14 protein-coding genes are annotated in these 23,794 nt (G+C 70.6%); 5 read left to right on the top strand and 9 right to left on the bottom strand.

Going from position 1 to position 23,794, the window contains the following annotated elements; translation table 11 throughout:
- Positions 1–22 precede the first annotated feature (22 nt).
- Genes MWU75_RS01190 through MWU75_RS01180 form a run of 3 tightly spaced genes read right to left on the bottom strand, consistent with a single transcriptional unit; the run spans position 23 to position 1,712 of the window.
- Positions 23–259: a hypothetical protein gene (locus tag MWU75_RS01190; protein ID WP_247087638.1), complete on the bottom strand. Its 237-nt coding sequence runs from the start codon at positions 257–259 to the stop codon at positions 23–25.
- Between the two features lie 2 nt (positions 260–261).
- Entirely contained in the window at positions 262–1,179 is a 918-nt protein-coding gene (locus MWU75_RS01185; RefSeq protein ID WP_247087636.1) for a hypothetical protein, read from the bottom strand.
- Positions 1,179–1,712, bottom strand: a complete 534-nt coding sequence (locus MWU75_RS01180) for a SigE family RNA polymerase sigma factor (protein WP_247087634.1) — start codon at positions 1,710–1,712, stop codon at positions 1,179–1,181. Before MWU75_RS01180 ends, MWU75_RS01185 begins: the two co-directional genes overlap by 1 nt.
- 143 nt (positions 1,713–1,855) lie before the next feature.
- Here MWU75_RS01180 and metH point away from each other — a divergent pair, with 143 nt between their 5' ends.
- Positions 1,856–5,497: a methionine synthase gene (gene metH / locus MWU75_RS01175; RefSeq protein WP_247087631.1), complete on the top strand. Its 3,642-nt coding sequence runs from the start codon at positions 1,856–1,858 to the stop codon at positions 5,495–5,497.
- Between the two features lie 478 nt (positions 5,498–5,975).
- Here metH and MWU75_RS01170 read toward each other — a convergent pair whose 3' ends face one another.
- Complete coding sequence (locus MWU75_RS01170; RefSeq protein ID WP_247087629.1) at positions 5,976–8,423, bottom strand: phosphoketolase family protein; 2,448 nt, start codon at positions 8,421–8,423, stop codon at positions 5,976–5,978.
- A gap of 176 nt (positions 8,424–8,599) precedes the next feature.
- On the opposite strand from MWU75_RS01170, the gene MWU75_RS01165 reads away from it, so the two are divergent.
- Entirely contained in the window at positions 8,600–9,220 is a 621-nt protein-coding gene (locus tag MWU75_RS01165) for a DUF47 family protein (RefSeq protein WP_247087627.1), read from the top strand.
- A gap of 4 nt (positions 9,221–9,224) precedes the next feature.
- Entirely contained in the window at positions 9,225–10,217 is a 993-nt protein-coding gene (locus MWU75_RS01160; RefSeq protein ID WP_247087625.1) for an inorganic phosphate transporter, read from the top strand.
- A gap of 77 nt (positions 10,218–10,294) precedes the next feature.
- On the opposite strand, the gene MWU75_RS01155 is transcribed toward MWU75_RS01160, so the two are convergent.
- Positions 10,295–11,854 carry a long-chain fatty acid--CoA ligase gene (locus MWU75_RS01155; RefSeq protein WP_247087623.1) on the bottom strand — a complete coding sequence of 520 codons (1,560 nt, stop codon included), beginning with the start codon at positions 11,852–11,854 and terminating at the stop codon, positions 10,295–10,297.
- 58 nt (positions 11,855–11,912) lie between these two features.
- On the opposite strand from MWU75_RS01155, the gene MWU75_RS01150 reads away from it, so the two are divergent.
- On the top strand, positions 11,913–12,248 hold the full coding sequence (locus tag MWU75_RS01150) for a metalloregulator ArsR/SmtB family transcription factor (protein WP_247087621.1): 336 nt from the start codon (positions 11,913–11,915) through the stop codon (positions 12,246–12,248).
- Positions 12,245–13,135 (top strand): SRPBCC family protein, encoded by an 891-nt coding sequence (locus MWU75_RS01145; protein WP_247087619.1) that lies wholly within the window; start codon positions 12,245–12,247, stop codon positions 13,133–13,135. Before MWU75_RS01150 ends, MWU75_RS01145 begins: the two co-directional genes overlap by 4 nt.
- Before the next feature lie 6 nt (positions 13,136–13,141).
- Here MWU75_RS01145 and MWU75_RS01140 read toward each other — a convergent pair whose 3' ends face one another.
- The 4 genes from MWU75_RS01140 to MWU75_RS01125 form a co-directional block, all read right to left on the bottom strand.
- Positions 13,142–14,500, bottom strand: a complete 1,359-nt coding sequence (locus tag MWU75_RS01140) for an alpha-hydroxy-acid oxidizing protein (RefSeq protein ID WP_247087617.1) — start codon at positions 14,498–14,500, stop codon at positions 13,142–13,144.
- A 37-nt stretch (positions 14,501–14,537) separates the two neighbouring features.
- Entirely contained in the window at positions 14,538–17,168 is a 2,631-nt protein-coding gene (locus MWU75_RS01135) for a DEAD/DEAH box helicase (RefSeq protein WP_247087615.1), read from the bottom strand.
- A gap of 135 nt (positions 17,169–17,303) precedes the next feature.
- A complete protein-coding gene (putP, locus tag MWU75_RS01130) occupies positions 17,304–18,830 on the bottom strand; it encodes a sodium/proline symporter PutP (protein ID WP_247087613.1) in 1,527 nt (508 codons plus the stop codon).
- A gap of 297 nt (positions 18,831–19,127) precedes the next feature.
- Positions 19,128–23,780 (bottom strand): S8 family serine peptidase, encoded by a 4,653-nt coding sequence (locus MWU75_RS01125; protein ID WP_247087611.1) that lies wholly within the window; start codon positions 23,778–23,780, stop codon positions 19,128–19,130.
- Positions 23,781–23,794 lie beyond the last annotated feature (14 nt).

The following is a 23,794-nucleotide window of genomic DNA, read 5'->3' as shown; positions in this document are numbered from 1 at the left end:
CAGGCCGGTGGGCTCCCCGAGGTCAGTCGCGCCGGTGGGTCGGGTAGCCCCGGCAGGACCAGCGCGCCCCCACCCACCACCGCGGAGCGAGCAGCAGCACGCTGGAACCGGTCTCCGGTATCCGCCGTCGACGGAGACGTGCCACCCGGCGGCGCACCCCGGCGACGAGCGCGGGATAGTCGAACTCCACCTCGGCCACAGAGCGACGCAGGTCGTCGGCGAGGTCTCGCTCGAAGCGCTCGTCGAACAGGGTCGGCACCGTCAGTCCCGTCCGTGGACCGGGTCCAGCGCCTCGAGGTTGTCCGCCGTCCGGCTCGCGATCTCCGTCGCCAGCTCGGCACCGTGGGCGCCGGTGTCCTGCACGGTAACCGCCACCAGGTAGTCGCCCTGGCGCACGACCGCGGCCGCTGTGTCCGAGCCCTCGGGGGTGAACAGCAGGTAGTCCTCGTCACCCTCGTGGCCGGGCCACGGCTGCGGCTCCCCGGGATCGGGGGACCAGGTGCACAGGGTGTAACTGTCCGACACGAGCCCGTCGCGCGCCGCGTCGCTGTCCGCCCACCCGGTCACCTGGAGATCGATGGTCGGGTCGCCCGCCTCGTCGGAGAAGTAACCGAAGGACTGGGCCGCCTCGGGCTCGGCCCCGCCCTCGCGGCCCGGGTCGCAGACCATCAGGCTCATCACGGGCACCGCCCGCGGGTAGGCCTGGGCCAACTGGGGCACACCCAGATCGTCCAGGGCCGGGACGCCGGTGGGTCGGGCGTCCGGGATCTCCCACGCGTTCGGGAGGTCCTCGTTCACCTCGAACCCGCCCTCAGGCAGCGGCGGCGCGCCGTCCTGCCAGGGAGGACCGGGCTGGGCAGGAGTGGGCTCGGCGGTGGCCTCGGACTCCTCGACGGGGGCGGTCGTCGACCCGTCATCCGGCCTGGTCGCCGGGGCGATGATGGTCGAGTCACCACCGGGCAGTATGTCGGGCAGCACCAGGGCCGCGCCGCCCACCAGGGCCGGACCGAGCACCGCCGCAGCCACCCCTGCCGTGATCGCCCGCCGGCGCCGGATCCGGCCCGCGCGGACGTGAACCCCGGCCACGAGCGCCTCGTAGTCGAACTGCTCGCGGTCCACCGCGACGTGCATCGCCGTGCGGAGGCTCTCCCTGCCCTGACCGCCGTCCTGTGGAGCCATCACCGGACCTCCTGCCATTCTCTGGCCGGCAGCAGCCGGCGGAGCGTCTTCATCGCGTTGTGGGCCGCGCTGCGCACGGCCTGCTCGGAGCAGTCGAGGGCCGCGGCGATCTGCACGTCCGGGAGGTCCTCGTAGTAGCGCAGGGCTATCACCGCCCGCTGCCGGTCGGGCAGCTCGCGCAGCAACTCCAGCACGGCGTCGCGGTCGGTGACCCGCTGGGCGACCCCGGCGGTCGCGGGCTGTGCCCGGTCAGCCGTGACCGCCTCGTGCGAGACGACCTCGCTGGTCCATTTGCGCCGCTTCTTGGAGATGAGCAGGTTGACCATGGTGCGCCGCACGTAGGCGTCGATGTTCTCCGCCCCGGAGATCCGGGCCCACTTGGTGACCACGATCGCCAGGGTGTCCTGGACGAGGTCCTCGGCGTCCTCGCGGGCGCCGGTCATCGCATAGGCCAGGCCCACCAGCCGGGGCATGGCGCCCACGACGTAGGCCTCGACCTCGCCCTGCTCGGCCGAGCGGCCGAAGATCCTCATCCGGTGCTCCTGTCCCTCACGTCAGCCATGACGCTCCCACCGCGACCAAAGGTTGCAGCGGCGCCTCCACTATCCTCGACGGTGCCGTCCCCAGGCCCGGCCGCGAGGTCGGAAGTCCACAGCCGTGGCACGAGAGGCAGACGATGAACAGCGCGGAGCTCCGCACCCTGGCGCGTGAGCGCATCCTGGTCCTGGACGGCGCCTGGGGGTCGATGCTCCAGCAGGTCGAGCTCGACGAGGAGGACTTCCGCTTCGACGGCGCCGACCCCGGCCGCAGCTATCGCGGCAACTTCGACCTGCTGCAGCTCACCCGCCCCGACGTAGTACGCGACGTGCACCGGCAGTACTTCGAGGCCGGCGCGGACATCGCCACCACCAACACGTTCACCGCGACCTCGATCGCGCAGGCCGACTACGGGACGCAGGCGCTCGTGCCCGAGCTCAACCGGGCCGGGGCCGCGCTCGCCCGGGAGGTCGCCGAGGAGTTCACGGCCCGGGACGGCCGGCCCCGCTGGGTCGCCGGGTCCCTCGGCCCGACCAACCGGACGGCCTCCCTCTCCCCCGACGTGGAGCGCCCCGAGTTCCGGGCCGTCACCTACGAGCAGCTGCACGAGGCGTATGCCGAGCAGGCCCGGGCGCTGCTGGCCGGCGGGGCCGACCTGATCCTGATCGAGACGGTCTTCGACACCCTCAACGCGAAGGCGGCCCTGCGTGCCGTCGACACCGTCGGCGCGGAGCTGGGGCGCCCGGTCCCGGTCATGATGTCCGGCACCATCACCGACGCCTCCGGCCGGACCCTGTCCGGGCAGACGCCGGAGGCGTTCGTGGTCTCCACCGGGATCGACACCGACCACGTCGACCTGGTGTCGGTGGGACTGAACTGCGCGCTCGGCCCGGAGGCGCTGCGCCCCCACCTGCGCGAGGTCGGGGCCAGCACGCAGCGCCTGGTGTCGGTGCACCCCAACGCTGGGCTGCCCAACGCCTTCGGCGGCTACGACGAGACACCCGAGCAGATGGCGCGGGTGTTGGGCGACTACGCCCGCGGGGGCATGGTCAACATCGTCGGCGGCTGCTGCGGCACCACGCCCGAGCACATCGCGGCCATCGCGGCCGCGGTCCACGGGGTGCCACCCAGGCACCCGGCCCAGCTCCCGGCATACTTGCGGCTGTCCGGTCTCGAGCCCTTCACCCTCACCCCCGAGACCAACTTCGTCAACGTCGGCGAGCGCACCAACATCACCGGCTCCCCGAGGTTCAAGAAAGCCGTGGCCGAGGGCGACTGGGACGCCGCGGTGCAGATCGCCCGGCAGCAGGTCGAGGCGGGCGCGCAGCTGATCGACGTCAACCTCGACGAGGGCATGCTCGACGGTGTCGCCGCGATGACCCACTTCCTCAACCTGCTGGCCGGCGAGCCGGACATCTCGCGGGTTCCGGTGATGGTCGACTCCTCGCGCTGGGAGGTGCTCGAGGCGGGCCTGCGCTGCTTGCAGGGGCGGGGCGTGGTCAACAGCATCTCGCTCAAGGACGGCGAGGAGGAGTTCCTGCGCCGGGCCGCGATCGTGCGGGCCTACGGCGCGGCCGTGGTGGTGATGGCCTTCGACGAGAAGGGCCAGGCCGACACCCTGGAGCGCCGCCAGGAGGTGTGCTCCCGGGCCTATCGGCTGTTGACCGAGCAGGCCGGTCTCGCCCCGCAGGACATCATCTTCGACCCCAACGTGCTGACCGTCGCGACCGGCATGAGCGAGCACGACCTGTATGCACGCGACTTCATCGAGGCGACCCGCTGGATCAAGGCGAACCTGCCCGGTGCCCTGGTCAGCGGTGGCATCAGCAACGTCTCGTTCAGCTTCCGCGGCAACAACGTGGTGCGCGAGGCGATGCACGCGGTGTTCCTCTACCACGCGATCGCCGCCGGGCTGGACATGGGCATCGTCAACGCCGGCATGCTCGGGATCTACGAGGAGATCGAGCCGGAGCTGCGCGAGGCCGTCGAGGACGTCATCCTCGCCCGGCGCGAGGACGCGGCCGAGCGGCTGCTGGAGCTGGCCGAGCGCTACCGGGGCACCTCCTCGGGCGGGGGTGGTGGGCCCGAGCGGGCAGTATGGCGTGACGCACCCGTCGCGGACCGGCTGCGGCACGCGCTGGTGCACGGGATCGCCGACTTCGTCGTGGAGGACGCCGAGGAGGCCTACCAGGAGCTGGGGTCGGCGCTCCTGGTGATCGAGGGTCCGCTGATGGACGGCATGGACGTCGTCGGCGACCTGTTCGGCAGCGGCCAGATGTTCCTGCCGCAGGTGGTGAAGTCGGCGCGGGTGATGAAGCGTGCCGTGGCTCACTTGACGCCCTATCTCGAGGCTGCCGCGGCGGAGACAGGTGGCCACTCCAAGGGCAGGATCCTGCTATGCACGGTGAAGGGCGACGTGCACGACATCGGCAAGAACATCGTCGGCGTCGTGCTGTCCTGCAACGGCTATGACGTGCGTGACCTGGGCGTGATGGTCCCGGCGGAGACGCTGCTGGACACCGCGGCCGAGTGGGGTGCCGACGTCGTCGGGGTCTCCGGCCTGATCACGCCCAGCCTGGACGAGATGGTCGGGGTCGCCACGGAGATGTCCCGCCGCGGCCTGACCACCCCGCTGCTGGTCGGGGGCGCCACGACCAGCGCCGCGCACACCGCGGTCAAGATCGACCCGGCCTACCGCGGCACGGTGGCCTACGTGGCCGACGCCAGTCGCGCCGTGGGGGTCGCCGGTGACGCGATCAACCGGGAGTCCGAGCTCGCCGAGCGGGTCGGGGCGCAGTTCGCGGAGCTGCGGGAGCGGCACGGCGGCAAGCACGTCACGCTCGTGGCGCTCGACCAGGCCCGCGCGGACACCCGCGCGGTCGACTCGCCCGGGCAGCCCGCTCCCCTCCGGCTCGGACGCCACGTGGTCGAGCCGTCGCTGGAGGAGCTGGTCGAGATCATCGACTGGACCCCGTTCTTCTCCGCGTGGGAGCTGCGCGGGACCTATCCGCGGCTGCTGGACGACCCGCGGCAGGGCGAGCAGGCCCGAGCGCTGTTCGCCGACGGGCAGGCGCTGCTGCGGCGGATTCTCGACGAGCGGCTGCTCACCCCGCGCGGTGTGGTCGCGCTGTGGCCCGCCCGGCGGCTCGGGCAGGACGACATCGAGATCACCGAGCCGGACGGCAGCACCACGGTCTTCCACACGCTGCGCCAGCAGAAGCAGCGCACCAACCGCTATGCCGCCCTGGCCGATTTCGTGGCGCCCGAGGGGGACCACGTCGGGGGGTTCGCGGTCGGGATCCACGGGGCCCACGAGCTGGCGATGGCCTTCAAGGAGGACCTCGACGACTACTCCGCGATCCTGGCCCAGGCCCTGTCCGACCGGCTGGCTGAGGCGTTCGCCGAGTGGCTGCACCGCAGGGTGCGGACGCAGCTGTGGGGCTACGCCCCCGACGAGCAGCTCGAGGTCGGCGACCTGATCAAGGAGCACTACGACGGCATCCGCCCCGCCCCGGGATACCCCGCCCAGCCCGACCACACCGAGAAGCGCACCCTGTTCCGCCTGCTGGACACCGACGAGGTGGGCATCGAGCTCACCGACCACTGCGCGATGACCCCGACCTCAGCGGTCTCCGGCCTGTATTTCGGCCACCCCGAGGCGGTCTACTTCGCGGTCGGCAAGCTGGACCGCGACCAGGTCAAGGACTACGCGGCCCGCAAGGGCTGGACGCTGGAGGAGGCCGAGCGCTGGCTCGCCCCCAACCTCGGCTACCAAATTTGAGGGAGGTTTTGTACGCCGCTCCCGTATTCTTGGGGAAGTTTTGTACGCCGCTCCCGCATTCTTGGGGAAGTTTTGTACGCCGCTCCCGCAATCTTGGGGACGTTCGGTACGGTATCGAGGAACCCGTGACACCCCAGAGCCGCCGAACACATACCAGCCCTCCCGACATGGATGTCCTCCAGACACTCCATGACTCGCTCACTGCGATGGTCGACGTGGCCGTGGCGCGAGCGCCTCACGGCCTACGATGCCGCGTATCTCACGCTGGCCGCCGAGCTCGGTGCCCCGGTGTGGACCGGGGACGCACGACTGGCCGAAGCGCTGGCAACGAGACCGAAATCTTCGTCTGGCAACGAGCTCTTGGGTGTTCGGCATGGCACCGAGCGGTGCGAGCCCCCAACCATGCGCGTGTCAGTACGTACAAATCTTCCCCAAGAATGCGCAGAACGCGTACAAATCTTCCCCAAGAATGGGTGGGCTACTCGTTGTCGCCACCCGTGTCCGAGCCGGGGGCACCCGACCCCTGGGTGTTGTCGTCGTCGTTGAAGACCCACTGCGCGACCTCGGGGATGTCCTCACCGTGCTCGCGCGTGTAGTTGCGCGCCCGCACCCGCCGGTCCAGCATCTCCTGCCGCAGCCCGGCGGCCCGCTCGGCGAGGCCCGGCACCCGGTCGATGACGTCGGCGACGAGCCGGTAGCGGTCCAGGTCGTTCATCATCAGCATGTCGAACGGCGTGGTGGTCGTGCCCTCCTCCTTGAAGCCGCGCACGTGGATGTTGGCGTGGTTGGTGCGTCGGTAGGTCAGCCGGTGCACCAGCGACGGGTAGCCGTGGAAGGCGAAGATCACCGGCCGGTCGGTCGTGAAGTAGGAGTCGAAGTCGCGGTGGCTCAGACCGTGCGGGTGCTCCTTCTCGTCCTGCAGCCGCATCAGGTCGACCACGTTGACGACCCGCACCCTGAGCTCGGGCAGGTGCTCGGCCAGCAGCTTGGCGGCCGCAATCGCCTCCATCGTCGGGATGTCACCGGCGCAGCCGAGCACCACGTCCGGCTTCTCCCCGGGCACCTCCGAGCCGGCCCAGTCCCAGATGCCCAGGCCGCGGGTGCAGTGCAGCACCGCCTCCTCCGTCGTCAGCCACTGCGGCCCGGGCTGCTTGCCGGCCACGACGACGTTGACGTAGTTCTTGCTGCTCAGCACGTGGTCGTAGGTCGACAACAGCGTGTTGGCGTCCGGCGGCAGGTAGATCCGGATCACGTCCGCGGTCTTGTTCATCACCACGTCCAGGAAGCCCGGGTCCTGGTGGGAGAAGCCGTTGTGGTCCTGCCGCCACACGTGTGAGGAGAGCAGATAGTTCAGCGAAGGGACGGGCACCCGCCACGGGATGTCGCGGCAGGCGTCGAGCCACTTGGCGTGCTGGTTGAACATCGAGTCGACGATGTGCACGAACGCCTCGTAGCTGTTGAGCAGACCGTGCCGCCCGGTCAGCAGATAGCCCTCCAGCCACCCCTGGCACTGGTGCTCGGACAGCACCTCCATCACCCGACCGGTCGGCGAGAGGTCGACGTCGGTGTCCACGACCTCGCCCACCCAGGTCTTGCCGCCCCTCTCCGCCGCCGCACCCAGCCGGTTAGAGTTGGTCTCGTCGGGCCCGAAGACCCGGAAGTTCTCCCGGTTGCGGTCCACCACGTCGGCCACCCACTCCCCGAGCACCCGGGTCGCCTCGGCGGTGGCCCCGCCGGGCGAGGGGACGTCCACGGCATACTCCCGCCAGTCCGGCAGGTCCAGATCGCGGGTGAGCGTGCCCCCGTTGGCGTGCGGGTTGGCGCTCATCCGGCGCGTCCCGGCCGGGTTGTTGCGCGCGATCGCCTCCACGATCCGGCCGTCCTCGTCGAACAGCTCCTCCGGCCGGTAGCTGCGCATCCACTCCTCGAGCAGGCGGGTGTAGTCCGCGTTGCCGCGCACCGAGGCCATCGGCACCTGGTGGCTGCGCCAGGTGCCCTCGACCGGCAGCCCGTCGACCTCCTTGGGTCCCGTCCAGCCCTTGGGCGTCCGGAGGACGATCATCGGCCACCGCGGACGCTCATCCAGTATGCCGTCGGCCGCCTCGGTGCGGATCCGCGCGATCTCGTCGAGCACCTCCGCGAGGAGCGCGGCGAACCGCTGGTGGACCTGTGCGTCGTCCTCGTCCTCGAAGCCGCCCTCGAAGAAGTAGGGCCGGTGGCCGTAGCCGACCATGAGGGCCTCGAGCTCCTCGCGCGGGATCCGGTCCAGCACCGTGGGGTTGGCGATCTTGTAGCCGTTGAGGTGCAGGATGGGCAGCACCGTCCCGTCGACCTTCGGGTTGAGGAACTTGTTGCTGTGCCAGGCGGTGGCCAGCGGGCCGGTCTCGGCCTCGCCGTCCCCGATGACCGCGGCCACGACGAGGCCGGGGTTGTCGAAGGCGGCGCCGTAGGCGTGGGACAGGACGTAGCCGAGCTCGCCGCCCTCGTGGATCGACCCGGGCGTCTCCGGGGCGACGTGGCTGGGGACCCCGCCGGGGAAGGAGAACTGCCGGAACAGCGCGTTGACCCCGCGCGCGTCGGGTCCCACGTGGGAGTAGACCTCGGAGTAGGTCCCCTCCAGCCAGGCGGCCGCGACGAGCGACGGGCCGCCGTGCCCCGGACCGCTGAGATAGATCATGTCCAGGTCGCGCTCGATGATCTGGTGGTTCAGGTGGGCGTAGACGAAGTTCTGGCCCGGTGAGGTGCCCCAGTGGCCGAGCAGCCGTGGCTTCACGTCCTGCTCGGCGAGCGGCCGCTCCAGCAGCGCGTTGTCCATGAGGTAGATCTGCCCCACGGCGAGATAGTTCGAGGCGCGCCACCAGGCGTCGATCGACTGCAGCTGCTCCTGGGACAGTGGGCCGTTCGCGGTTTCGGGTGCGGCGCTCATCGGGTGGCTCCTTGCTGGGCGGGATGTCCGTGCCCAGCCTGTCCCTTTCCCCGCCGTTGCGCGACCCCAGGAACGGCGCTCGGGCACCTCTCCGCGCGCTGTCAACGAACCATGAACGCGTTGTGAACGCCGGGCGACGGTGGGTAGTCCCGCGAGTGTCCCGTAGCATCGTCGCCGTGCGTTTCAAACTGACACCACAGAACACGACCTTCTACGGACAGTTCGCCGATCTGGCCTCCCACATCCGGGACGGCGCCCATCTGCTGCAGGAGGCCGTCGCCGGTCCGCCCGGCGAGTGGGAGTCGGCGGCCAAGCGGCTCAAGCAGATCGAGCACGAGGGCGACGAGGCCACCCACACCATCCTGTCGGCGGTGAACAGCTCGTTCATCACCCCGTTCGACCGGGACGACATCTACCGACTCGCCGCCCGGCTGGACGACTGCCTGGACCACATCGAGGCGAGCCTGGACATCATGGTCCTCTACCGCGTGGACAAGCTCCCCAAGACCGTGGCCAAGCAGGTCGCCGTTCTGGTCGAGATGGCCGACCTGACGCTTGAGGCCATGCCGGGCCTGGAGAAGATGCACAACCTGCGCGAGTTCTGGATCGCCATCAACAGCCTGGAGAACGACGCGGACCGCAACTACCGGCGGATGATCGCCAACCTGTTCGACGGCGACCGGGACGCGATCGACATCATCCGGCACAAGGCCCTCTACGACGAGCTGGAGGCTGCGGCCGACGCGTTCGAGACCGTCGCCAACACGGTCGAGAGCATCGCGGCCAAGGAGTCCTGATCCGGTGGACTGGCTCCCGGTTGCCCTCGTCATCCTCCTGGCGATGGGCTTCAACTACACGAACGGCTTCCACGACGCCGCGAACGCGATCGCGACGTCGGTGTCCACGCGGGCCCTGACCCCGCGCGTGGCCCTGGCCATGGCCGCCTTCTTCAACCTGCTCGGCGCCTTTCTCGGCACCGGCGTGGCGCAGACGGTGGGCTCGGGCATCATCGACCCGCCCTCCGGGATGACCGGTCTGGCCATCGTGGCCGCCGCCCTGGTCGGTGCGATCGGCTGGAACATGCTGACCTGGTGGTACGGCCTGCCCTCCTCGTCCTCCCACGCGCTCATCGGTGGCATGGCCGGAGCCTCACTCGCGGCCGGCACGACGGTGCTCTGGAACGGGATCCTGAACAAGATCGTCATCCCGATGCTCATCTCCCCGATCGCCGGCATGCTGCTGGGCTTCCTGGCGATGACCGCCATCCTGTGGATCTTCCGCAACGGGCACCCCGGCAAGATGTCACGCAACTTCCGCAGGGCCCAGACCGTGTCGGCGGCGGCCATGGCGCTGGGACACGGTCTGCAGGACGCGGCCAAGACGATGGGCATCGTGGTGCTCGCCCTGGTAGTCGGCGGCTACCACGAGGGCGACAGCATCCCGCTGTGGGTGACCGTCACCTCCGCGCTGGTCATCTCCGCAGGGACGTATGCCGGCGGCTGGCGAATCATGCGCACCCTGGGTCGCAAGATCATTGACCTCGACCCGCCGCAGGGCTTCGCCGCCGAGAGCGTGGCCGCCTCCGTGCTCTACGTCGCCGGCATCGGCTTCCACGCGCCGATCTCCACGACGCACACGATTACCTCGGCGATCATGGGCGTCGGCGCAACCCGCCGGCTGTCCGCCGTCCGGTGGGGTGTCGCCGGCAACATCGTCGGCGCCTGGATCCTCACCTTCCCCGGCGCCGGGCTGGTCGCCGCCGTGACCTACTGGATCCTCGCGGTCTTCGTCTGACCAATTTTGATAGTGGTTTTGCTGGTCCTCCAGCACTTTTGATAGTGGTTTTGCTGGTCTGGGCCCGCTCCCCGCGGTCAGCCCAGCTCGCGCTTGAGGATCTTGCCCGTCGCGGTCATCGGCAGGGCGCCCACGATCTCCACCTGGCGTGGGTACTTGTAGGCCGCGAACTGCTCCTTGCCCCAGGCCACCAGTTCCTCCGGGGTCACCTCCGCGCCAGGCTCGGGGATGACGTAGGCCCTGATCTCCTCGCCGTGCCTCTCGTGGGGCACGCCGATCACCGCAGCGAGGGAGACGGCGGGGTGCGTCATCAGGACCTCCTCGATCTCCCGCGGATAGACGTTGAACCCGCCCCGGATGATCATGTCCTTGGCGCGGTCGACGATGTAGTAGTAGCCGTCCTCGTCCACCCGCCCCAGGTCACCGCTGCGGAACCAGCCGTCGTGGATCGCCTCGCCGGTGGCGTCGGGCCGGTCGTAGTAGCCCTTCATGATGTTGGGACCCTTGATCGCGATCTCACCGACGGCGTCCGGGTCGCCCGAACGCTCCACCTCCGACCAGTCCGGGTTGATCAGCTTCATCTGCACCTGCGGGATGGGCACCCCGATCGAACCCACCCGCGGCTCCTCCCCGAAGACCGAGAAGGAGGCGACCGGCGAGGTCTCGGACAGGCCGTAGCCCTCCAGGATCGTCACGCCGAAGCGCTCCCGGAATGCCCTGTGCACCTCACCCGGCAGGGCCGAGCCGCCCGAGGCGGCGACCCGCAGGTTGGCCGCGATGGCCGCCACGTCGACGGTCTCGTCGAGTGCCCCCAGCAGCCCCCAGTACATCGTGGGGACGCCGGCGAAGAAGCTCACCTTCTCCTTCTGGAAGAGACCCAGTGCGGCTTGCGCCTCGAAGCGCGGCAGCAGCACCACCGTGCCGCCGAAGGCGAAGCCGGAGTTCTGGATCACGGTCTGCCCGAAGGAGTGGAACAGCGGCAGCACGCACAGGTAGGTGTCCGGCCGCTCGGCGTCGGCCTCGAAGAGCTCCCGACCGACCAGCGCGTTGGACGTCATGTTGGCGTGGGTCAGCTCGGCACCCTTGGGCTGGCCGGTCGTCCCCGAGGTGTAGAGGATGACGGCGGTGTCGTCGTCGGACACCTCAGCCGTCTCGAAGGTCGGCGGCTGGTCGGCCATCGCGGCGCCGAGCGTGGTCGTGCCCTCGATCGGGGACGGCGCGGCCGGGTCGGCGGTCATCACGAAGAAGTGCTCGCACCCCGGGGTCTGCTCGAAGGCCCTGGCCCCCTCCTGCGCCATCGGCAGCTCCGGCGTGCCCTCGAAGCAGAAGTATGCCGTGGCGTCCGAGTCCTGCAGGTGGTAGGCGATCTCGCGGGCCTTGAGCAGCACGTTCAACGGCACGACCGTGGCGCCGGTCTTGAGGATCCCGTAGTAGACGATCGGGAAGAACGGCAGGTTCGGGCATGTCAGCGCCACCTTGTCGCCGGCGCCGACGCCCCGGGACGCGAGCAGGTTCGCCACCTGGTTGGCCGCACCGTTGACCTGTGCGTACGTCAGTCGTGTCTCCCCGAGCACCACCGCGTCACGGGTGGGGAACTGGCCGGCGGAGTCTTCGAGCAGTGCGGAGAGATTCGGCATGACGCAAACCTAACGCGCCGTGTTGCGCTCGCGTGCCCCACGGCATACTGTTAACCGTATGGTTAACCATCAGGAGGAGGCAACGGTCTTCGCCGCGCTGGGCGACCCTCGGCGGGCCCTGATCGTGGACCTGCTCGCCCAGCGCGACCAGACCGTCTCGGAGCTGGCCGCCCACCTGCCCATCTCGTTGCCGGGCACCCTGAAGCACCTGACCGTCCTGGAGTCGGCCGGGCTGGTCACCCGCACCAAGTCGGGCCGCACGGTCACCGTCAGCCTGGAGCGCGACCGGCTCCGCGCGGCCGAGGACTGGCTGCACCGCACCCGCACCTTCTGGGCCACCCAGCTCGGCAACCTCGCCCAGTCCTTCGACCCGACCGCCAAGGAGCAGCCATGACCCGCGAGCTCGTGATCACCCAGCACGTCCCCGCCCCGCCACACCAGGTGTATGCGGCGTGGCTGACTCCCGAGGGCATGTCCCGGTGGTGGTGGGTCAGCATCGGCGACACGCAGTATGCCGTGGACGGCCGGGTCGGCGGGGACTACCTGGTCGAGTCCGTCGGCGCCGGCATCGGTGTGCGCGGCACCTTCACCAGGCTCGAGGAGCCGACCCTGATCGAGCTGACGTGGACCTGGCTCGACGGTGCTGTCGCCGGACCCGAGGAGCACGTGCGGGTCGAGCTCGCAGACCAGGACGGCGGCACGCTCGTCACCGTCACGCACCTGGTGGCCACCGCCGACGGGGTCGAGTCCTACCGCCAGGGGTGGGAGTACGTGCTCGGCAACCTGGCCCGCCTGCCGCACGACGGGCAGCTCCCCTCCGGTGCGCCCGCCGTGGCCGCGAGCCCGGCCGACGCCGATCTGCAGCCGGCGATCACCCTGACCCAGGTCGTGCCCGCCCCACGAGCCGACACCTTCGCTGCCTGGCTGGAGCCGGAGCGGCTGGCGCAGTGGTGGTGGCCCGGGCAGGACACGAGCTATGTCATCGACGCCCGCCGGGGAGGGCACTTCGCGATCCGCTCCGCGCAGACCGGGCTGGGCGCGACCGGGACCTACCTGGAGCTGGACGAGGGCGAGCGCATCGTCATGACGTGGCTGTGGGAGTCTCCGGGCCCGGCAGCCCCGCAGGACCTGGTGACGGTCACCTTCGCCGACGGGGACGACGGGCAGGCGAGCACGCTGGTGACGCTGGTCCACGAGTTCGCCGTGCCGCAGGCCGACACCACCGATCCCACCCACGGCTGGATGGCCGTGCTGGACAGCCTGGTCGAGCACCTGCCCTAGCGGGCCTCAGCCTTCCAGCAGGTCGCGGGTGATGGCGTCCACGGACCCGGCGCCCACGAGCCCCATCGTCAGGTCGAGCTCGGCCACGACGTTGTCGATGACGGCACCCACACCCGCCGCGCCGTCCAGGGCCAGTCCGTAGACGTGCGGGCGCCCGAGCAGGCAGGCGTCGGCGCCGAGCGCCAGCGCCACGAAGACGTCGGCGCCGGTGCGGATCCCGCTGTCCATCAGGACGGTGGGCTCCGGCCCGACGGCCTCCCGGACCCGGACGAGAGCGTCCAGCGCGGCGACCGACCGGTCCACCTGGCGGCCGCCGTGGTTGGACACGATGAGCCCGTCGACCCCGGCATCCAGGGCACGGAGGGCGTCGTCCGGGTGCAGCACGCCCTTGAGCAGCACCGGCAGCGACGTGCGCTCCCGCAGGGTGGCGACGTGGTCCCAGGACAGGCCGGGGTTGGAGTAGATGTCGAGGAAGGCCTCGACCGCCGCGCGTGGCTCCGGGGACCGCAGGTTGTCGCGGGTGGCGCCGGGATGGGACCGCGCCATCGACAGCAGCGTGCCGACGCCGGACCGCGCCGCCCTGGCTGCCGTGAGTGGTTTGCGCGGGTCGATCCCCAGGCCCGCTCCCCCGTCCGCACTCTGCGCAGCGGCCACCCGCTCCCGCACCAGGGCCATGAACCTCGGGTCGGAGGTGTACTGCGCGATCCCGATCCCCCGGGCGAACGGCAGCGACCCGAGGTCGAGGTCCTGCGTGCGCCAGCCGAGCATCGTCGTGTCCAGCGTGACGACCAGCGCCTGCGCCCCCGCCGCCTCGGCCCGGCCGATCATCGAGTCGACGAGCTCCTCGTCGGTGGACCAGTACAGCTGGTACCAGAACGGCGTGCCGCGCATCGCCGCGGCCGTCTCCTCCATCGGCGAGGACCCCTGGCACGAGAAGACGTACGGGATGCCGCTGGCGTGCGCGCCTTCGGCGATCTTCAGGTCCGCGTCGTCGGTGATCAGCCCGGCGGCGCCCACCGGAGCCAGCAGCAGCGGGGCCGCAAGATCGGTGCCCAGCACACTGGTCCGTAGATCCCGCTCGGTCGTGCCGTGGAGCACGCGCGGGACGACCCGCCACCGGTCGAACGCCTCCCGGTTGGCCCGCATCGTCGCACCGTCGCCCGCTCCCCCAGCCACGTACGCCCACGCCCGACGGCTCATCGCGCGCCGCGCCCGGCGCTCCAGCTCGACCGTGCTCGTAGGCACCGCCGGCTCGATTCCGAGCGCGCCGGGACGGTAGATGGCGTTCTGGCGGGCCCGGCCCACGCCGTGCGGCCCGGGGGCGGGAGCAGGCGCGGGGGCGGGAGTGGCTGCGTCGGCACTCATGGGGGTCAGGGTACTGCCGCGCCCCTCGTCGCCCGGCTCACAGGCGGCGCATCGCCGAGGCCAGGAGCACCGGCTCGCCCACCTCGTCGGAGGCGTCCAGGTCGCAGACCGCCTCGATCACCCAGTCGTGGTCGCCCGCGGGGTCGGCGAGCGTCTGGCGCACCCGCCACAGCCGCACCTGCTCCGGGCCGCTGGAGGCGACACCCGGCACGACCCGCACCCCCGGCTGCGGCCCCTGCTCGGAGGTGATCTCCAGCATCGCCGGCCCGCGGGCGTCCGGCCCGAGGCCGATCTCGTCGTGGTCCTCCCAGTAGGCCCCCAGCGCGGCGTCCCAGTCGTCCGCGGTCATCAGCGGCTCGCGCGGCGGCTCGGTGAGCTCGGCGACCGCCCGCTCCAGCGCCGCCAGGTCGTGGTAGACGTCACGGGCCGCGAGCTCGACGCGGCGGAAGACCGCGTTGCGCACCATCACCCGGAAGGCCCGCTCGTTGCCGGTGATCGGCCGCGACGGTGCCAGCGGCACCCCCTCCGCCGCCCGGGCCGCAGCAGCCGCCACCAGCTCCGGATCCGTGAGCGCCTCCCACTCATCCAGCAGCGAGGAGTCGGTCTGCCGGATCGTCTCGCCGAGCCAGTGGATCAGGTCGTCCAGCTCCTCGGTCTTGGCACTGTCCGGCACGGTGTTGCGCAGCGTCCGGTAGGCGTCGGTCAGGTAGCGCAGCACGATCCCCTCGGAGCGGGTCAGCTGGTAGAACCCGACGAACTCGGTGAAGCTCATCGCCCGCTCGTACATGTCCCGCACCACCGACTTGGGACTGAGCGCGTCCTCGCTGACCCACGGGTGCGACTGGCGATAGATCTCCAGCGTCGCCTCGAGCAGCTCGGCCAGCGGCATCGGCCACGTGACGTCCTCGAGCAGCTCCGTCCGCTGGTCGTACTCGATGCCGTCGGCCTTCATCTGCGCCACGGCATCCCCCTTGGCCCTGGACTGCTGGGCGTAGAGCACCTGGCGCGGGTCCTCCAGCACAGACTCGATCACCGAGACAACGTCCAGGGAGTATGCCGGGTCCTCCCGGTCCAGCACCTCCAGTGCCGCGACGGCGAAGGGGGCGAGGGGCTGGTTGAGGGCGAAGTTCTCCTGCACGCCCGCGGAGAGGATGACCTGCCGACCCGACTCCTGCGGCTCGGGGAGCCGCTCCAGGACCCCGCTGTCGAGCAGGCTCCGGGCCAGCGTGATCGCCTTCCGAGAGAGCCGGACCTGCGCGCGCGGGTCCTCGTGGTTGTCCCGCAGCAGCTTGCGCAGGTTGACGAACGGGTCACCCTGGCGCGCCACGACGTTGAGGATCATCGAGTGGTCGACCCGCATCCGGGAGACCAGCGCCTCGGGCTCGGCGACCACCAGCTTGTCGTAGGTCTCCTCGGTCCAGTTGACAAAGCCCTCCGGCGGCTTCCTGCGCTGCACCTTGCGCTGCTTCTTCGGGTCGTCCCCGGCCTTGGCCAGGGCCCGCACGTTGTCGATGTGGTGCTCGGGGGCCTGCACCACGACATACCCGCTCGTGTCATAGCCGGCCCGGCCGGCCCGTCCCGCGATCTGGTGGAACTCCCGGGCGCGCAGGACGCGCTGGCGACTCCCGTCATACTTGGTCAGGCCGGTGAACAGCACCGTCCGGATCGGCACGTTGATGCCCACACCGAGGGTGTCGGTGCCGCAGATGACCTTGAGCAGCCCGTCCTGGGCGAGCTGCTCCACGAGGCGGCGGTAGCGCGGCAGCATCCCGGCGTGGTGCACCCCGATGCCGTTGCGGACCAGCTTGGACAGGCTCTTGCCGAAGCCCGCGGTGAAGCGGAAGGCCCCGATCCGCTCGGCGATCTTGTCCTTCTCCTCCCGGGTGGCGATCTTGAGCGACATCAGCGACTGCGCGCGCTCCAGTGCCTCCTTCTGCGTGAAGTGCACGATGTAGACCGGCGCCTGGTGGGTCTCCAGCAGCTCGGTGATCGTCTCGGTGATCGGGGTGAGCGCCCAGCTGAAGCTCAGCGGCACCGGCCGCTCGGCCCCCGCGACGACGGCCGTCTCGCGGCCGGTGCGCCGGGAGATGTCGTCGACGAAGCGGGTGACGTCGCCGAGGGTGGCCGACATCAGCAGGAACTGGGCGTCCGGGAGCTCCAGCAGCGGCACCTGCCAGGCCCACCCGCGGTCGGGCTCTGCGTAGAAGTGGAACTCGTCCATGATGACCAGCCCCACGTCGGCCTGGGCTCCCTCACGCAGCGCGATGTTGGCCAGGATCTCGGCGGTGCAGCAGATGATCGGCGCGTCCGCGTTGACCGCGGCGTCCCCGGTGAGCATGCCGACGTTGTCCGCGCCGAAGATCTTGCAGAGCGCGAAGAACTTCTCGCTGACCAGCGCCTTGATGGGGGCGGTGTAGAAGCTCACCCGGTCCTCGGCCAGCGCCTGGAAGTGGGCGGCGGTCGCCACGAGTGACTTCCCGGAGCCGGTCGGGGTGGCCAGGATGACGTTGGCCCCGGACAGCAGCTCGATGACCGCCTCCTCCTGGTGCGGGTAGAGCGCGGTCCCGCGCTGCTCCGCCCAGTCGGCGAACTTCTCGTAGAGGTCGTCCGGGTCGGGGTTGGTCCCCTCGGGCGGGAGCAGGTCGGTGAGCGTGGTGGGAGTGGCCATCCCGCCCATCATCCCGTATGCCGTGTGGTCATCTCGGACACCGGCCCCGCCAGAGGCGGCCGGCCGGGGCAGCCATGCCTCCGCAGAGATTGGTGGCCGCCCCGCCACCCGCCGGCGAGGAGAGGAGTGCCCGGGTCAGACCTTCATCTTCTCGGCAGTGCCGGACATCTCATCGAACTCGGCCTGGATCGCCGCGTCCTCGGCGTTCGGCGTGCCGACGAGCGAGACGACGTAGGCCACCACCAGGCAGGCGAGGAAGCCGGGGACGATCTCGTACATGAAGCCGCTGAGGGCATCCACGTTGCCCCAGATGCCCACGACCACCGCGCCGGTGATCATGCCGGCCAGAGCGCCCATCGCGGTGAGCTTCCGCCAGAACAGCGCGAGGATGATGATCGGGCCGAACGCGGCGCCGAAGCCGGCCCATGCGAAGCCGACCAGGCCCAGGATGTTGGACTGCGGGTCGATGGCGAGCAGTCCGGCGACGACCGCGACGACGAGCACCCCCATCCGGCCGAGCATCACCTGCTGACGTGGCGTGGCCTCCTTGCCGAAGATCTTCCAGATGTCCTCGACGAGCGCCGAGGAGCAGACGATGAGCTGGGAGGAGATCGTCGACATGATCGCGGCCAGCACGGCCGCGAGGACGAAGCCGGCGATGATCGGGTGGAACATGATCTGCGACAGGCGGAGGAAGACGGTCTCGGGGTTGCCCAGCTCCTCCCCTGAGTTGAAGAAGTAGCCGATGCCGATCAGGCCGGTGAAGATGGCGCCGCCGGCGACCAGGACCATCCAGCTGATGCCGATGCGGCGGCCCGCCTTGGCGTCGGCCGCCGAGCGCAGGGCCATGAAGCGCACGATGATGTGGGGCTGGCCGAAGTAGCCCAGCCCCCACGCCGCGGCCGAGACGATGCCCAGGAAGGTGCCGCCGAAGAGCAGCGACGTGCGGTTCAGCTCGTCGGCGGGGTCGCTGACCCCGGCGTTGAAGGCCGCGTCGGCGGCCTCGATGCTGGAGAAGACCTCACCGAGGCCGCCCATCGAGACGATCGTGACGATGGGCACGAGGATGAGGGCAGCCAGCATCAAAAGCCCCTGCGCGACGTCGGTCAGCGACGCCCCGAGGAACCCGCCGAAGAGGGTGTAGATCAGGGTGATGCCGGACACCAGCAGCATGCCGAAGATGTAGGTGCTGCCGAAGGAGGACTCGAAGAAGACGCCGCCGGCCACCATGCCGGAGGACACGTAGAAGGTGAAGAAGACCAGGATGATGATGCCGGCCACCAGACGGAGGGCGTGGGTGTGGTCCTTGAACCGGTTCTCCAGGAAGCTGGGGACCGTGATCGAGTTGTTCGACACCTCGGTGTAGGAACGCAGTCTAGGCGCGACGAACTTCCAGTTGAGATAGGCCCCGACCGTCAGTCCGATGGCGATCCAGGCCTCCACCAGCCCGGTGGCGTAGATCGCGCCGGGCAGACCCATGAGCAACCAGCCCGACATGTCGGAGGCACCCGCGGAGAGCGCGGCGACGCCCGGCGGCAGGTTGCGCCCCGCCAGCATGTAATCGCCCAGGTCGCTGGTCTGCCGGTAGGCGTAGAAGCCGATCGCGAGCATGAGCGCGAAGTACACGCCGATGGCGATGAGCTGGTAGGTCTGTTCGGACACGGGACTCTCCGTCGCTCGGGGCAACCGGAAGTCACACGGGCTCCCGGGAAAGGGGCATTTAGCACAGTAGGGGAAACGCGACCCGCGTGGGGGGCCTGCGAGACATGTTTACCTCAATGTGACCTGTGTTGCTCCTGTGACTCAGGTGATGCCGCGCTGTGACGGAGGCGACGGCGCTGTGACGGAGGCGACGGCGCTGTGACGGAGGAGACGGCGCTGTGACAGAGGAGACGAACGGGGGCCCGGTCCTGGTCGGACCGGGCCCCCGTCGTCGGATGCCTCCTCAGCAGGCCGCTGTCACAGCCAGCCGTCCAGCAGCGCCGTCAGCTCGGCCACGACGTCCTCGGGGACGACACCGCTGCCGCCCAGCACCGTCGCGTGACCCGGCTCCAGCCGCTCCAGCTCGGCGCGGGTGACCGCCGGCAGACCGGTCGGCCTGGTCAGGTTGACCGGCTCGCCGAGGTGGGCGGCCAGCGCGGAGCCGGTGAGGGCGTCCGGCCAGTCCAGACCCGTCGCGACGAACGTGTTCGCCAGACCGGAGGGGTGCTCGGCCGAGATGGCCGCCGCGGTGGCGTAGCGGTCCACACCGGCCAGCCGCCGATCGGCACCGAGCTCGGCGAAGACCTCGTCGGAGACCGCGCCGTCGCCACCGAGCACCACGATCTCGCCGGCGTCCAGGCGATCCAACGCCTCGGTCACCACGGCGGGCACGTGGTCGGTCTGCGTCAGCAGGACCGGGGCGCCCTCGTGGCCGGCCAGGGCCGCGCCCGCCAGTGCGTCGGGGAAGTTCTCCGGCTCGCCGCTGGCGACGTAGACGGTGTCCACGCCGGCCGGGTAGAGATCGGAGAGCATGGCGGCCGTCTCGTAGCGGTTCTCGCCCGCGACCCGGTCGACCTCGCCCCACGCACCCAGCTGGGTGGCGACGCCCTCGGACACCGCACCCTCACCGCCGAGGACGACGAGTCGCTGCGGCTGGACCGCATCGAGCGCCGCCCGGGTCGCGCCCGGGATCCGGTCCGACTTGACCAGCAGCACCGGCGCCGGTGAGCCGTCCACGGTGAACAGCCCCGCGGAGCCCGGCAGCCGGCCCTCGCTGGCCGGTGCGGCACCGGCCAGGGCGTCGGCGAAGTCCTCGCCCGTGACGACGTAGACCGTGTCGGCCCCATCGGGGTAGCGCTCCGCGATCTGTGCCGCCGTGGCGTAGCGGTCGACGCCGGAGACGCGCTCCACCGTCGGACCGGTCACCTCGGCCACGTGGTACGCGCCGTAGACCTCCTGGGTGACCGAGTTGCCCTCGGAGTCCGCCGCGGTCGCCCGCAGCGAGACGGTCTGGGCACCGGCCGGGTAGGTGACCTGCGCGGTCCAGTCGCCGGGCTCACCGGTCAGCTCCAGGTCCTCCCAGGTGGCACCCTGGTCGTAGGAGATGGCCAGCGAGCCCTGCGTGATCTCGCCGGCGAGCTGGGTGTTCGGCAGCTGCCACGCGGTGAGGCCGATGGTGTCGCTCGGTGCGTTGACCGCCGTGCCGGTCCAGTCCGTCTCGACCGCGAAGTCGACCTGGACGAACGGCAGCTCGGCGAACCAGTCGGCCGGCTGCTCGCTCCAGAAGGTCCACTCGGTGCTGCTGGCCGGGGTGGTCCCCCAGGAGTCCGGGCGTCCCACGTCGTTGGTGACGCGGTACTGCGTGCGCTCACCCGTGGGCAGGTCGACCAACGAGCTCTGCCAGCCGATGGTCTCCTTCAGCAGGGTCTCACCCTCGTACCAGCGGATGGTCTGGTCGTCGTTGCCCTGGTAGTCGCCCAGGCTGCCGGTGTGGGTCGGCTCGTCGCCCGCCCAGCTGGGCAGGTTCACCTGGAGCGTGTTGCCCTGCCGGTTCGGCACCCAGAACCCTTCACCCAACCGCGGCTGGACGACGGCGGAGAACCACGCCTCGGAGGTGGCGCTGCCGGGCTCGTAGCCCTGACGGATGCCGCGCTCGTTCCAGCTGCCCTCCAGGACGACGGCGTCCTGGTACCACTCCGTGCCCTCCTGCGCCGAGACGTACTCGGTGCGGGCGATCGGCATGTTCATCATCTCCTGGAAGCCGACCCCGTAGGGGGTGTACGGACGGAAGTCGTAGCGGAACTCGCCACCCGCCCGCGTCTGGTTGCCGTGGAAGCTGGTGTCGATCCGGGCCAGCTCGTCCAGGGTCGGCGCGTACTCCAGGTCGGTCGGGATGCTGCCCGGGTGCGGGTCCACCAGGTCGTAGACGACCGGGCTGTCCACACCGCCGCTGACGGTGAGCTGGACGGGACCGGCCTGGATCCGGGAGATCAGGCCCGCGCCCTCGACGCCGCTCACGCCGACGGCCGGGTAGGACACCGGAGCCTCCCAGGACACTCCGGCGGAGAACTCGCCGGGCTCGTCGTTGACGACGACGAGGAGCGCCGCGCCGGCCTGGTCGATGCCGGCGGCGATCTGGGTCAGGTCCAGGGACTGGTCGCGGGTGATCACCACGGCCTTGCCCTCGGTCTCCACGGCGGCGAGCTCGTCGGGCGTGCCCGTGCCGGCGTACACCGCGTCGAGGCTCACCTGCTCGGTGGGCATCGAGCTGCCGACCAGCCCGGTGACGTCCAGCGACGTGCCGCCCTCGGCGACGGCCACGAACGGGGTCCGCAGCCGCCAGCGGGTGAGGTACTCGAAGTCACCGTCGGTGATGCCGTCCATGGGGGCGGCGAAGAGGTGGTCGACAGCGGCCGGCACCTGGTAGGCGCTGTTCAGACCGGTGCCCGCCCTGATGCTGAAGTCCATCCGGCGCTGGGACGGCTCGAGCCCGTCCTGACCCACGTCGACCGTGATCTCGTGCGTCTCTCGGGCGTCGAGCTCGACGACGGTGTCCTGGGCGAGCTCGACCTGGGGGTCACCCACCAGGGCCACGCCGAGCGCGTCCTCGGCGACGTGGACGTCCATGTAGCTCATCGCGGCATAGGTGCCGGCGGGCAGCCGCAGGGTGGTCTCGCCGTCGACGATGTACTGCGAGGGCCACATGTGGTCGCGACCCTTGAACACCACGTAGGCCAGGGCCGGGGAGCCGTCGAGGTCGGTGGCGCGCAGGGTCAGGTCGTAGCGCTCCTCCTCCTTCATGACGCCCCAGCCGGTGCGCGCCACGTCGGCCCCGTCGGCGGAGGCGATGACGAAGCCGGACAGGGTGGAGGCCAGCGGGACGACCGCCGGGTCCAGGGTGACCTGGACGCTGGCGGTGCCTCCGGCGGGCACGACCAGTTGGGTGGCGGACAGCTCGGTCAGGCCGGAGGGCAGACCGCCGCCCATGCCGTCGTCGCCCTCGAGACGTAGCGCCAGGGTGACGTCTGCCGCACCGTCGTTGGTGTAGGTGATCTCGCGGGTGACGGGCACGTCACCCTCGTGGGGCCAGTCGAAGTAGCCGAAGGAGACCGACCCGGTGGCGATCACCTCGGCGTCCAGCGCGGCCGGCACGTCGAGCCGCCCGGCGCCGAGCTGGAAGGGCCCCTCGCTCAGCGGGAACGAGGAGGACATCAGCGTGTTCTTCAGCTCCTCGCGGGTCAGGTCCGGGTCGTCCTGGAGCAGCAGGGCTGCCGCCCCGGCGATGTGGGGGCTGGCCATGGACGTGCCGTCCAGGGTGGTGTACCAACCCTCACCGGCGCTGTCCTGCGACCGGGCGGCGAGCACGTCGACGCCCGGGGCGGACAGGTCGGGCTTGACCAGGCCGTCCCCGAGACGGGGGCCCATGCTGGTGAACCACGGTCGGTAGTCCATGCCGTCGACGGCACCGACGGTCAGCGCGGCCTCGGCCGCACCAGGCGAGCCGATGCCGCTGACCTGGCCGTTGTTCCCCGCGGCCACCACGAAGAGGGTGTCGGTGTCCTCGCTGATGGTCTGCAGTGCCACCGCCATCGGGTCGGTGCCGTCGCTCGCCTGGGGGGTGCCCAGGCTCATGTTGACGACATCGGCGTTCTCCGCCGCCCACTCCATCCCGTCGATGATCCAGGACTCCTGGCCGAAGCCGTCGTCACCGAGCACCTTGCCGATGATCAGCTCGGCCCCCGGGGCGACACCCACCTGGACACCGTCGGAGGCGGCGCCGGACCCGGCGACCGTGGAGGCCACGTGGGTGCCGTGGCCGTTGCCGTCGGTGACGGCCTGGCCCGGCACGAAGCTGTGCGAGTCAGTGATCGCGTCCACCAGGTCTGGGTGGTCGACGTCAGCGCCGCTGTCCAGGACCGCGACGGTGACCCCGGCCCCGTCGATCCCCCGGTCCCAGGCCTCGGGCGCGCCGACCTGCGGGACGCTGTCCGCCAGGGTGGCCTCGACAAGACCATCGAGGTGCACCTTGCTGATGCCCCGTGCCAGGGTGCCGTCGCTGCGACCGCCGGTGAGCAACTGCCACAGGTCAGCGCCGGCGTCGGCCTCGGGCGTTACCGCCACGGCGTTGATGCTCTCCAGCGTGGCGGTCGACGTCCCGAGGGACGACTGGAGCGACTGCGTGGAGGCCCCCTCGGCATACTGCACGATGACCGGCGCGGTGTCGCGCCCTGCCGTGCCGACGCCCTGCTCGATCAGCGCGGACACGTTGAACAGGTCCGCGTCCAGCGTCCCCGCCGCCACGAAGGGGCGTGCCGCGTCAGGCACGACGTGCAGGTCCTCGCCCACCGTCGTGGTCTGGTAGCCGCCACCGGTGGGCGACTCGACGCCCACGGTCCTCGTGCCGTCCGCGAGCTCGGTGACGGTGACGACGTCACCGGTGATCAGTGTGAGACGGTGCGTCGTGCCGGTGCTCGGGTGGTTGAGCTGTGGACGCGACGTCGTGTTCGACTCGGCCGTGGCCGAGGTCTCCTGGTCGGGCGCCGCGGTTGCGACACCTGCTGCCGCAGTCGCCACGAGGGCGGCAGCGGCGACGCCGGACACGACGGTCCGCGCGCGTGGTCGGTGAGTCATAGAGGGTCCTCGCT

This window comes from Ornithinimicrobium sp. F0845 (genome assembly GCF_023015765.1).
Classification (GTDB): Bacteria; Actinomycetota; Actinomycetes; order Actinomycetales; family Dermatophilaceae; genus Ornithinicoccus.
The sequence above is the reverse complement of the archived record's forward strand: the minus strand, read 5'-3'. Positions and strand labels throughout refer to the sequence as shown.

What these genes read in the sequence shown, in the direction of transcription:
- MWU75_RS01180 (WP_247087634.1), bottom strand. Translation starts at nt 1,712, where the DNA reads ATGAGGATCTTCGGCCGCTCGGCCGAGCAGGGCGAGGTCGAGGCCTAC.
- MWU75_RS01135 (WP_247087615.1), bottom strand. Translation starts at nt 17,168, where the DNA reads ATGGCCACTCCCACCACGCTCACCGACCTGCTCCCGCCCGAGGGGACC.
- MWU75_RS01145 (WP_247087619.1), top strand. Translation starts at nt 12,245, where the DNA reads ATGACCCGCGAGCTCGTGATCACCCAGCACGTCCCCGCCCCGCCACAC.
- metH (WP_247087631.1), top strand. Translation starts at nt 1,856, where the DNA reads ATGAACAGCGCGGAGCTCCGCACCCTGGCGCGTGAGCGCATCCTGGTC.
- MWU75_RS01185 (WP_247087636.1), bottom strand. Translation starts at nt 1,179, where the DNA reads ATGGCTCCACAGGACGGCGGTCAGGGCAGGGAGAGCCTCCGCACGGCG.
- MWU75_RS01140 (WP_247087617.1), bottom strand. Translation starts at nt 14,500, where the DNA reads ATGAGTGCCGACGCAGCCACTCCCGCCCCCGCGCCTGCTCCCGCCCCC.
- MWU75_RS01125 (WP_247087611.1), bottom strand. Translation starts at nt 23,780, where the DNA reads ATGACTCACCGACCACGCGCGCGGACCGTCGTGTCCGGCGTCGCCGCT.
- MWU75_RS01170 (WP_247087629.1), bottom strand. Translation starts at nt 8,423, where the DNA reads ATGAGCGCCGCACCCGAAACCGCGAACGGCCCACTGTCCCAGGAGCAG.
- MWU75_RS01150 (WP_247087621.1), top strand. Translation starts at nt 11,913, where the DNA reads ATGGTTAACCATCAGGAGGAGGCAACGGTCTTCGCCGCGCTGGGCGAC.
- MWU75_RS01155 (WP_247087623.1), bottom strand. Translation starts at nt 11,854, where the DNA reads ATGCCGAATCTCTCCGCACTGCTCGAAGACTCCGCCGGCCAGTTCCCC.